The following is an 11359-nucleotide window of genomic DNA, read 5'->3' on the forward strand; positions in this document are numbered from 1 at the left end:
GTGTTCCATTAGCCTATTTGAGTCAAACCGCCCATGTAAGGACGCAGAACTTCAGGGACTGTGATACTGCCATCAGCATTTTGATAGTTTTCTAAAATAGCCACTAAAGTACGACCCACAGCTAAACCTGAGCCGTTTAACGTATGCAATAGCGCAGGCTTATTATCTGCTTTCACGCGGTAACGTGCTTGCATACGACGGGCTTGGAAATCCTTCATGTTTGAGCAAGAAGAAATCTCACGATAGGTATTTTGTGCTGGTAACCAGACTTCGATGTCGTAGGTTTTGCTTGAGCCAAAGCCCATATCGCCAGTACATAAAATCACTGTTCGATACGGTAAACCTAAACGCTGCAATACAGTTTCAGCATGACCTGTCAGCGCTTCAAGTGCCGCCATTGAATCTTCAGGCTTAACAATTTGCACCATTTCAACTTTATCGAATTGGTGCTGACGGATCAGACCACGGGTATCTTTGCCGTATGAGCCCGCTTCGCTGCGGAAACATGCAGTATGTGCAGTTAACTTTATTGGCAGCTCGTCTTCATCAACAATGCTATCGCGAACTAAGTTCGTTAATGGCACTTCTGCGGTTGGGATAAGGCTCAAGCCTTGGCCTTCTTCAGTCGCAGGTTTAGTGTGGAATAAGTCTTCACCAAACTTAGGTAGCTGACCTGTGCCGAGTAAGCTTGCCTCGTTAACCAGTAATGGCACATAGGCTTCGGTATAACCGTGCTCTGTGGTATGTAAGTCCAACATGAACTGACCAATAGCGCGGTTTAAGCGGGCGACTTGGCCTTTCATCACAATGAAACGTGAGCCAGTAATTTTAACGGCATTTTTAAAATCTAAGCCGTTTAGGCCTTCGCCTAAATCGATATGATCTTTAATCGGGAAATCAAAAGTGCGTGGCGTACCCCAACGTCTCACTTCAACGTTCTCTGTTTCATCGGCACCCATTGGTACTGATTCATCAGGCAGGTTAGGCATAGACATGGCAATGGCATTGACTTCTTCAAGTACGGCGGCCAGTTCAATCTTTTTGGCATCCAACTGTGAACCTAAATCGCCCACTTGCGCCATGATCGCGTCAACATCTTCACCACGGGCTTTAGCTTGGCCAATAGATTTGGAGATGGCATTACGCGACGCTTGTAATTCTTCGGTAGCCACTTGCAGTGACTTACGCTTTTCTTCTAATTGAATGAGATGAGCTATGTCTAAAATAAAGCCACGGGTAGCCAGTCGCTCAGCGGTAACTTCTAATTCGTTGCGCAAAAATTTAGGATCTAACATGTGATATATTCTTAATAGTTAAATGCGAGAAAAAACCAGTTGTTGACCTAAGTACACCATGAATAAACATAGACTTAGATTCAACACCACATTCAAAATCGCCTTCAGCCAATCCCCTTCTTGCATCAGCAACAAGGTTTCATTAGAGAAAGTCGAAAACGTTGTCAAAGCACCTAATAGACCGATACCTATAAGCGCTTTGAGTTCAGGGCTGATATGACTCATTTGCCCCAGAGCGTAAATTACGCCCATAAAAAATGAACCTATAACATTAACCAACAGTGTACCAAAAGGAAAACTGCTGCCAAATACTTGGATCATGAATATTGAAATAAGATAGCGTAAAACTGCTCCAATTGACCCGCCGAAAGCCACTAATAAGATGTTAGTCATATCTTTTGTTCTCACTGGCTTGATCTAACTGGGCTAATTGCGCCAATTTATCTTTGATCCGCTTCTCGAACCCTCGCTCAGTCGGAAAATAAAACTGTGCTGTTTGCAGGGATTCGGGGAAATAATTTTCACCACTGGCATAGGCATTGGCTTCATCGTGGGCATATCGATACCCTGCACCCATGCCGATGTCTTTCATTAATTGAGTCGGTGCATTGCGTAAATGGTGCGGTACTTCGACTTGCCCTGTTTCGCGAGCTAACTCACGCGCCGCCTTAAATGCGGTATACACAGCGTTGCTCTTCGGCGCGCTGGCAAGGTAAACAATGGCTTGTGCTATTGCTCGCTCACCTTCTGCGGGGCCAACACGGTGAAAACAATCCCAGGCATTCAGTGCGATAGTCATCGCCGCAGGATCGGCATTGCCCACATCTTCAGAGGCAATCGCCAGTAAGCGCCTTACCACGTAAAGCGGATCGCCACCGCCTTCTAATATTCGACAAAACCAATACAACGCGGCATCGGGTGCTGAGCCGCGAATGGATTTATGTACAGCCGAGATTAAATCGTAAAACTGATCACCGTTCTTATCAAAACCAGCAACTTGGTGTCCCGCCACTTGAATTAACATTTCAGTGGTAAAGGTGCCACCGTCGATGAGCATATCACTCATCAACTCAATAAGATTTAACGCTTTACGGGCATCACCATCACAAAGTTGTGCCAATGTGGTGAGCACATCGGTTGGCATTACAAATTGTCGTAGGCCTAAACCGCGCTCGTTATCTTTTAAGGCTTGAGTCACTATATGGGCGATTTCATCATGGCTTAACCGCTTGATAAGATAGACCCTTGCCCGTGAGAGTAAGGCATTGTTGATTTCAAAAGACGGATTTTCTGTGGTTGCGCCGATAAAGATCACTGTGCCATCTTCAATAAATGGCAGAAAGGCATCCTGCTGACTCTTATTGAATCGGTGGACTTCATCGACAAACAATAGAGTACGTTGGCCACGGGATTCTGCAACGGCTTTTGCTTGCTCAATCGCGGCGCGAATGTCCTTAACGCCAGAGGTTACCGCTGAAATGCGTTCAACGTGAGCATTTGAATAATGTGCGATTAATTCGGCTAAGGTTGTTTTACCTGTGCCCGGCGGTCCCCACAACATCATGGAATGGGCGCGCCCTGCTTCCAATGCTTTGCGTAGTGGTTGGCCCTCACCCAGTAAATGGGCTTGACCTATGTACTCGCCAATCGTTCTTGGCCGCATGCGCGCGGCCAAGGGACGAAAATCGGGCGCAAAATTAAACGATAAACTGCTCACGCGATAGCCTAATGCGCTGCTTTACGACGTTGATCATCAACATCGACGCTGTCTGGGATCACAAAGGTGAACAAGGCTTTGTCTTTATTTGTGATGGCTTGCTGATCGCTTAAATCAAACAGGCTTAAATTACCTTTATCATCGGCAACATTAAAGTTGACTAACTGGGCATTTTTGAAACACACATTGACGGACAATATGCCCGAATCAATCGCCTTAGGTTTGATCTCATAGCAATCTTGTTTCTTGGACACTGAATACTGTGACCAAGTCGCATCGTCGCGGTGGACGAGCAATGCGATGGGAGATGCATTGATTGCTTCAGCAAAATCCATGATGACCACCTCTTCGGCGAAAGGATTGTAGATCCACAAATCTTTACCATCAGCGACAATCTGCGATTCATCGGGCTGGGTTAAATGCCAATAAAATTGATTCGGATACGCTAAGGCAAAAATGCCAGACCCTGTTTGAATAACCTTTTTATTGACATCTGTTACGGTTTGTTTGAAATCGGCTTTTAGTGACGCGGTACCAATCAATTTTTCCCTGAGCTGCTGCGCATCATCGGCAAACACAGCCGCGCTAAATAGCAAAGGTGAAGCTAACAACACATCGCATAATCGTTTTTTCATTTTATTCCTTACCCTGTAAACCCTTGGGTGTATCAAAGCTACGCCTTAGCGCGGCTTAATAATGTTTTGGTGCTGGCGGCGCTAAGACTTCACGGTTACCGTTGTGGCCTTGAGCAGAAACAATACCTTGTGCTTCCATCTGTTCAATAATGCGGGCTGCACGGTTATAACCAATCTTAAATTTACGCTGTACGCTTGAAATCGAGCCGCGACGAGTTTCAGTCACAAAGGCGACTGCTTCATCGTATAACGGATCGTATTCTTCGTCTGATTCAGCGGTTTCACCAGGCAATAATACTTGTTCACCATCACTGGCACCGTTGAGGATTTCTTCGATATATTGCGGTTTGCCACGTGCGCACCAGTCGGCAACGACACGGTGAACTTCATGATCATCAACGAACGCACCATGAACACGATTCGGTACCGCGGTACCCGGTGGCAAAAATAACATGTCACCCATACCAAGCAAGGTTTCGGCACCCTGTTGATCTAAAATGGTGCGCGAATCGATACGAGATGACACTTGGAACGCCATACGTGTGGGAATGTTGGCCTTAATCAAACCTGTGATCACATCCACTGACGGTCTTTGGGTTGCCAAGATCAAATGTATGCCAGCTGCACGCGCTTTTTGGGCAATACGGGCAATCAACTCTTCAACTTTTTTACCAACAATCATCATCATGTCAGCAAATTCATCGACCACGACAACAATCGATGGCAGCTTATCTAACGCAGGCGCTTCAGGCTCCATGCTGTCGGATGACTTCCACATAGGATCTAAAATCACTTCGCCATTGGCTTTCGCTTCGGCAATTTTAGCGTTATAGCCCTTGATGTTACGCACGCCCATCATAGACATCAGCTTGTAGCGACGTTCCATCTCGCCGACACACCAACGCAGCGCATTGGCAGCTTCTTTCATGTCGGTCACGACTTCACATAGCAAATGCGGAATGCCTTCATAGACAGACAATTCCAACATTTTGGGGTCGATCATGATAAAGCGTACATCTTCTGGGCCAGACTTATACAGTAAGCTGGTGATCATCACGTTTACACCCACAGACTTACCAGAGCCTGTAGTACCGGCTACCAATAAATGTGGCATTTTACCAAGATCAACAACAACTGGGTCACCAGCAATATCTTGGCCTAACACCATAGTTAAGTTGGATTTACTCTCAGTAAAGGCGGCACAATCTAACACATCGCGCATAAACACGGTTTCGCGAAATTTATTGGGCAATTCGAGTCCGACATAAGCCTTACCCGGAATAACTTCAACCACGCGCACACTTTCAGCCAGTAATGAACGAGCTAAATCCTTTGATAGATTAGAGATTTTTGACGCTTTAACGCCCGGCGCTAATTCTAATTCAAAGCGTGTGATCACAGGACCTGGATACACACCCACTACATTGGCGATGATGTTGAAATCGGCCAATTTAAGCTCAACAAGGCGAGCGACTTGATCCAATTCCTCTGGACTGATCGGATTCTTCTTACGGTCAGGTATGTCGAGCAAGTTAATACTCGGCAGAGGATCCATCGGTTTTTTCGGTGCGGGTTTGTCTTCTTGTCCTGGCAATACCACAATGCCATCGACAATTTTAGCTTTTTGATCTTGCTTATTACGCTGCGCTTGATTCACTGCACCTGTTGACACTTTAGTATCAAAATCAATGACGTCATCATCGCTAAAACCGAGACTTTCATCGTCTTCATCTTCTGTAAATGCTTGACTGCTAAACACTGGCTCATTGTCATCATGATCGAATGAATGCGAATTAAAATCGGCACTGTCTTGCTCATCGGCATTTGAATGCTGAGGTTCAGCTAACCAAGGTGGCGCTTCAAAATTGCCATGGGCGGCCAAATCATCATTATCGATTTGTGGCTCAACCCGTTGTGCACTCTTACTTTTACTGCCATTCAAGCTTAGAATTTTTGCAAGCGCCGATAGTTTGTTTTTTGGCGACGAATTATTCTCAGTTTCAGTAATAATACCTTCTGGTTCAATGACCATATCATCAGTGGCAGCATATAGCGTTGGGGTTATCTCAGCTCTACGACCAATATGACGCTCACGCACCTTAGGCTTTTCAACTATGGGGGGCTTTTCTAGCACATATTGGGATTCACGGCGCTGTTTAAACTTATCCACCACGGACATAAAACCACGGGTATCCTCGGTTTCATGCTCACGCTTCATCGCCTGCGGCAATAATTTTAACTTTTTATAAATCCAAATAGAGACTAAGCCGATTTTCTCGACCACAGTCAGCCAGCTAATCCCAGTCAACAGCGTAAAGCCTGAGCCCAAGAAACACAGCAGTAATAAGGTAGTGCCGAGTTTATTAAAATACGGCAACATGGCTTGGCCTATGACATCACCCGCCACTCCGCCTGCCGAAAACTCGTAGATGTTGTTGGCATTCATGCTCGCCAAAGCAGAAAATCCCAGAATGATCAGTAAAAATCCAATCAATCTCAGGGCCACTGAAAAGTAATCAATTTCAAGTAAATGATGGGCGCGCTTGAACAATAACCAACCCGTCGATGCGACAATGATTGGCATGATATAAGCCGTAACGCCGAAGAAATATAACAGAATATCGGCAATCCAAGCCCCTACTGCTCCGGTCCAGTTTTTAATATCGCCTTGAAAATGCGACTGACTCCAACCAGGATCAGACGGACTAAAACTCGTCAATGCGAGCAAAATATAAGTGGCGAGAACACAACAAATGATGAGTCCGCCTTCCAGCAGACGTTGCAGGCCAGTGAGCGTGCGTACACTATTTCCTTGAGACAAACGACGTAATCCATAAAAGTGAAAACAGGTGGGCTAACGATACCAGAATCCCACTAAATGTGGAGCACATTAGCCTGTTTTTCTATACAGAATTGGTCATGATTGGCAAAATTTGGTCTATTGAGGTGTTTTAGTGTGCTTTTGGGGAGGAATGAGTTATTACACAAACACTTCCGTTAACAAATTTGTTTAAAAATGCCACAAAAAGAAGCCCCTAAGTTAGCAAACTTAAGGGCAATACAAGGCTAATAGCAATAGGCGTTAAATGAGATGGATATATCGACGTTACTGATAAATAAGGGGCCTAAGCCCCTTATTGTAAAACCAAACAATCAGGGTAATTAGATATCTGAGAGTAGATGATTTATCGCTACACGACTGGTGTGCTTAACTTCTTCCATCACAACATAAGTACGCGTGTCGGAAACAGAAGGCAATTTCAATAAAGTTTCACCTAACAAGCGACGATAAGCCGACATATCTGAAACACGAGTTTTCAGTAAGTAGTCAAAATCGCCTGAAACCAGATGACATTCTTGAATATCATCGAGTAGTTGCACTGCACGGTTAAACTTATCAAACACTTCGGGAGTATCACGGCTTAATGTGATTTCCACGAATACCAGTAGGGATGCACCCAAGAAATGAGGATTCACCAATGCGGTATAGCCATTGATGTAACCTTGCTTTTCGAGACGTTTTACTCTTTCTAAACACGGAGTTGGACTTAGTCCGACTCTTTTTGACAATTCCACATTTGAAATGCGGCCATCAAGTTGTAGTTCATTAAGAATGTTGCGATCGATGCGATCCAAGTCTTTTACAGGACTCTTTTTATTATATGCCATTTATTTAACCTTGCTTTATCACTAAAACAACATTTTATTCTACGTATGCCGAAAGTTCAGCAGCATAAACTGCGTCGCCGATACTATACTAGATATCCCTGAATTAATCACGTTCAGGTCACGATAAAATAACAATTATGCCCATTAAAAGTGGGATTTCAGGCAATTGAGGCTCAAAGATGATTATTGGTGTTCCCAAGGAAATTAAAAACCACGAATATCGTGTCGGTATGGTTCCTTCTAGTGTTCGCGAGTTGGCGATCAAAGGTCACGACGTTTTTGTTGAAACAAATGCAGGCATAGGTATTGGTTTTTCAGATCAAGATTATATTGATGCTGGCGCCACAATTTTAGCGACTGCTGCTGAAGTTTTTGCTGAAGCGCAGATGATTGTAAAAGTAAAAGAGCCTCAAGCAGTTGAACGCGCTATGTTGCGTCACGATCAGATTTTATTTACTTATCTGCATCTTGCTCCAGATTTACCGCAAACTGAAGATTTAATCAAAAGTGGTGCCGTATGTATCGCTTACGAAACTGTGACAGACGATCGTGGTGGCCTGCCTTTGCTTGCTCCTATGTCTGAAGTCGCTGGTCGTATGTCAATCCAAGCTGGCGCTATGGCGTTAGAGAAATCTTCTGGTGGCCGCGGTATGTTATTGGGCGGCGTACCGGGGGTTGAGCCTGCTAAAGTCGTCATTATCGGCGGCGGTATGGTTGGTACTAATGCAGCACAAGTGGCAGTTGGTATGGGTGCTGATGTTGTTGTGCTTGATCGCAGTATTGATGCTCTACGTCGTTTAAATGTGCAATTCGGTTCTGCTGTAAAAGCCATTTACTCAACTGCGGATGCAATTGAACGTCATGTTATTGAGGCCGATCTTGTGATCGGTGGTGTACTAATTCCTGGTGCTGCGGCGCCAAAATTGGTTACTCGTAGCATGATTTCACGTATGAAGCCTGGCAGCGCTATCGTTGACGTGGCGATTGATCAAGGCGGTTGTGTTGAAACTTCACATGCCACTACTCACCAAGATCCGACCTATATCGTTGATGATGTTGTGCATTACTGTGTTGCAAATATGCCTGGTGCGGTCGCTCGTACTTCAACATTTGCGCTTAATAATGCAACCTTACCGTACATTCTCAAGTTAGCAAATTTAGGCTATAAAGAAGCGCTGTTGCAAGACAAGCATTTTCTTAATGGCTTAAACGTCATGCACGGTAAAGTGGTGTGTAAGGAAGTGGCTCACGCCCTAAACTTAGCGTTCACATCTCCTGCGACACTATTAGTATAAGTTTTTAATTAACTTAACTTTTTATGTGGATTTAAGCTGGCTTTACTTAGTATGTAATTCAAATCGGTCTCGATACTATTGAGGCCGATTTTTTATTGGGTAGAAATAGGCTCCACTACGATCGCACCATCATATTTATACAAGCTCATCCCGTGCTTCATTTCGTGGTTCACACTTAAGCTATTTATTCACAGTAAAGTAAAACTGACACTCTCCATACTAAAACGGATGGACTCGATTAGTGCAATCTAAAAGAATCGCCCTCCAACACTTTACCCCCACAGGTAAATTCCCTACAATCCTTGCAATTTGCTAAAGGCACGGAGATAAAAATGAGCCAGGTCAGACATTGTAACTTATTGATTTTGGGTTCAGGCCCAGCAGGATATACCGCAGCCGTTTATGCTGCGCGTGCGAATTTAAAACCTGTGATGATCACAGGTATGCAGCAAGGCGGTCAATTAACCACGACGACTGAAGTTGAAAACTGGCCAGGTGACGCGGACGACTTAACGGGTCCAGCCTTGATGGAACGTATGCAGAAGCATGCTGAAAAGTTCGATACTGAAATCTTGTTCGATCACATTAACGAAGTCACCTTAACCGAGCGCCCTTTCCGCTTGAAAGGCGACAATGGCGAGTACACCTGTGATGCACTGATCATCGCAACTGGCGCTTCTGCCCGTTACTTAGGGTTAGAGTCAGAAGAAGCTTTCAAAGGTCGCGGTGTATCAGCCTGTGCAACCTGTGATGGCTTCTTCTATCGCAATCAAAAAGTCGCAGTTATCGGTGGCGGCAACACCGCCGTTGAAGAAGCATTGTATTTAAGCAATATTGCTGCTGAAGTTCACCTCATCCATCGCCGTGACACCTTCCGCTCAGAAAAAATCTTAATCGACCGTCTGATGGACAAAGTCGCCAATGGCAACATCATCCTTCACTTAGATCAAACCATGGATGAAGTGGTTGGTGATGCCATGGGTGTGACAGGTCTGAAGGTGAAGAGCACTAAAGATGGCTCGATCACTGACTTAGCCGTTGCTGGTGTGTTCGTCGCTATTGGTCACAGCCCTAATACCGGTATTTTTGAAGGCCAATTGGAAATGAACCACGGTTATTTAAAAGTTCAGAGTGGCTTGCAAGGTAACGCCACGCAAACCAGTATCGAAGGTGTTTATGCCTGTGGTGATGTGATGGACCAACATTATCGTCAAGCCATTACTTCTGCTGGCACCGGCTGTATGGCTGCACTCGATGCAGAGCGTTATTTAGACGCTAAAAAATAACTAGACTCGATTTTTCAACGAATAGCAGGCTTAGCCTGCTATTTTTTTAGGTCAAAATCGTTAAGCAATAGCAAAATTTTTTGCAGGCTGTGCCAATTAATATTGTTCACGCACGCACATTTCTTTCCTTTGCGATTCTTAATTCCGCACCACTTAGATAGTACTTATATAAGTTCTTAGGTAAGTAAAATTATTTCGTTAAGCCAAAAATGGCGCACAAAAAAAGGGACCAAATGGTCCCTTCTCTACAGCAACAAACTAATTTCTTAGTTTAACGCTTCTTTTGCTTTTTCAACTAAAGTTGCAAATACAACTTTATCGAATACAGCGATGTCAGCCAAAATCTTACGATCGATTTCGATAGACGCCTTTTTCAGACCGTTGATGAAACGGCTGTAAGACAGACCATTTTGACGAGCAGCAGCATTAATACGTGCAATCCAAAGTTGACGGAATTGACGTTTTTTCTGACGACGGTCACGGTAAGCATATTGACCAGCTTTAGTTACTGCTTGAACAGCAACACGGTAAGTACGGCTACGAGCGCCATAATAACCTTTAGCTAGTTTTAAAACTTTCTTGTGACGAGCACGAGCGGTTACACCACGCTTAACTCTTGGCATTTTCTAATCTCCTAAATTAAGCGTAAGGTAATTGACGCGCGATTGCTGGAACGTCAGCTTTTGATACTAAACATTTGGCACGTAAGTGACGTTTACGTTTAGTGCTTTTTTTCGTCAAAATGTGACGTAAGTGTGCTTGCTTGCGCTTGAAACCATTAGCGGTTTTCTTAAAACGCTTCGCTACACCCTTGTCTGTTTTCATTTTAGGCATTTCTAAAACTCCGCATTGGGATGTTTAATAAAAAGCAAGGCGAGCAAAGGCCATAGACCTTTGCTACTTTAAGTTTTGCCCTACTTATTTCTTTTTAGGCGCTAGCACCATAATTGCTTGTCGGCCTTCCATTTTCGGGAAAGATTCAACAACCGCATACTCGTCCAAATCAGCCTTGATACGGTTCAATAGATCCATACCTAGGTTTTGGTGTGCCATTTCGCGACCTCGGAAACGAAGCGTAATCTTCGCTTTGTCCCCGTCTTCCAGAAAACGTATCAGGTTGCGTAGTTTTACCTGATAGTCGTTTTCGTCAGTTCCAGGACGGAATTTAATTTCCTTGACCTGAACCTGCTTTTGCTTCTTCTTTTGTTCCTTGGCTGACTTAGCCTTATCAAAAAGGAACTTACCGTAGTCCATAATGCGACATACTGGAGGTTCAGCATTTGGGCTGATTTCTACTAGGTCTACACCTGCTTCATCTGCCAAATTCTGAGCATCTCTGATGCTTACCACACCAATAGCTTCACCATCAATGCCTGTTAAGCGTACTTCTGGTACACCTGTGATTTCTTCATTGATTCTATTAGGGGCCGGCTGACGCCCTGCTGTTTTTTTGATCTTTATG

At 44.4% G+C, this 11359-nt stretch carries 11 protein-coding genes; 2 read left to right on the forward strand and 9 right to left on the reverse strand.

The genetic code is table 11. The features are described 5' to 3' along the window. Positions 1 to 8: 8 nt before the first annotated feature. The 6 genes from serS to lrp form a co-directional block, all read right to left on the reverse strand. Complete coding sequence (gene serS, locus KO531_RS07445; RefSeq protein WP_028759943.1) at positions 9 to 1295, reverse strand: serine--tRNA ligase; 1287 nt, start codon at positions 1293 to 1295, stop codon at positions 9 to 11. A gap of 18 nt (positions 1296 to 1313) precedes the next feature. Further along, positions 1314 to 1688 (reverse strand): fluoride efflux transporter CrcB, encoded by a 375-nt coding sequence (gene crcB, locus KO531_RS07450; RefSeq protein ID WP_028759942.1) that lies wholly within the window; start codon positions 1686 to 1688, stop codon positions 1314 to 1316. Beyond that, entirely contained in the window at positions 1681 to 3012 is a 1332-nt protein-coding gene (locus KO531_RS07455; RefSeq protein WP_219250790.1) for a replication-associated recombination protein A, read from the reverse strand. Before KO531_RS07455 ends, crcB begins: the two co-directional genes overlap by 8 nt. Positions 3013 to 3020: 8 nt before the next feature. After that, positions 3021 to 3647 (reverse strand): outer membrane lipoprotein chaperone LolA, encoded by a 627-nt coding sequence (gene lolA / locus KO531_RS07460; RefSeq protein WP_219250791.1) that lies wholly within the window; start codon positions 3645 to 3647, stop codon positions 3021 to 3023. Positions 3648 to 3702: 55 nt separating this feature from the next. Next, positions 3703 to 6468, reverse strand: coding sequence for a DNA translocase FtsK 4TM domain-containing protein (locus tag KO531_RS07465; protein ID WP_219234164.1), 2766 nt, complete (start codon positions 6466 to 6468; stop codon positions 3703 to 3705). Between the two features lie 341 nt (positions 6469 to 6809). Continuing rightward, positions 6810 to 7316 (reverse strand): leucine-responsive transcriptional regulator Lrp, encoded by a 507-nt coding sequence (lrp, locus tag KO531_RS07470; RefSeq protein WP_006081649.1) that lies wholly within the window; start codon positions 7314 to 7316, stop codon positions 6810 to 6812. Between the two features lie 179 nt (positions 7317 to 7495). Between lrp and ald the strand changes: the two genes are divergently transcribed. Further along, on the forward strand, positions 7496 to 8611 hold the full coding sequence (gene ald, locus KO531_RS07475) for an alanine dehydrogenase (protein ID WP_173496917.1): 1116 nt from the start codon (positions 7496 to 7498) through the stop codon (positions 8609 to 8611). A 332-nt stretch (positions 8612 to 8943) separates the two neighbouring features. Further along, entirely contained in the window at positions 8944 to 9897 is a 954-nt protein-coding gene (gene trxB / locus KO531_RS07480) for a thioredoxin-disulfide reductase (protein ID WP_219250792.1), read from the forward strand. Between the two features lie 266 nt (positions 9898 to 10163). Here the strand turns inward: trxB and rplT are convergent, their stop codons facing one another. The 3 genes from rplT to infC form a co-directional block, all read right to left on the reverse strand. Further along, positions 10164 to 10520: a 50S ribosomal protein L20 gene (gene rplT / locus KO531_RS07485; protein ID WP_006081652.1), complete on the reverse strand. Its 357-nt coding sequence runs from the start codon at positions 10518 to 10520 to the stop codon at positions 10164 to 10166. 16 nt (positions 10521 to 10536) lie between these two features. Then, positions 10537 to 10731, reverse strand: coding sequence for a 50S ribosomal protein L35 (gene rpmI, locus KO531_RS07490; protein WP_006081653.1), 195 nt, complete (start codon positions 10729 to 10731; stop codon positions 10537 to 10539). Positions 10732 to 10815: 84 nt separating this feature from the next. Continuing rightward, entirely contained in the window at positions 10816 to 11358 is a 543-nt protein-coding gene (gene infC / locus KO531_RS07495; RefSeq protein ID WP_012089240.1) for a translation initiation factor IF-3, read from the reverse strand. Position 11359: the final 1 nt, after the last annotated feature.

Origin of the sequence: Shewanella sp. NKUCC06_TVS (genome assembly GCF_019345515.1) — a bacterium.
GTDB lineage: Bacteria > Pseudomonadota > Gammaproteobacteria > Enterobacterales > Shewanellaceae > Shewanella > Shewanella oncorhynchi.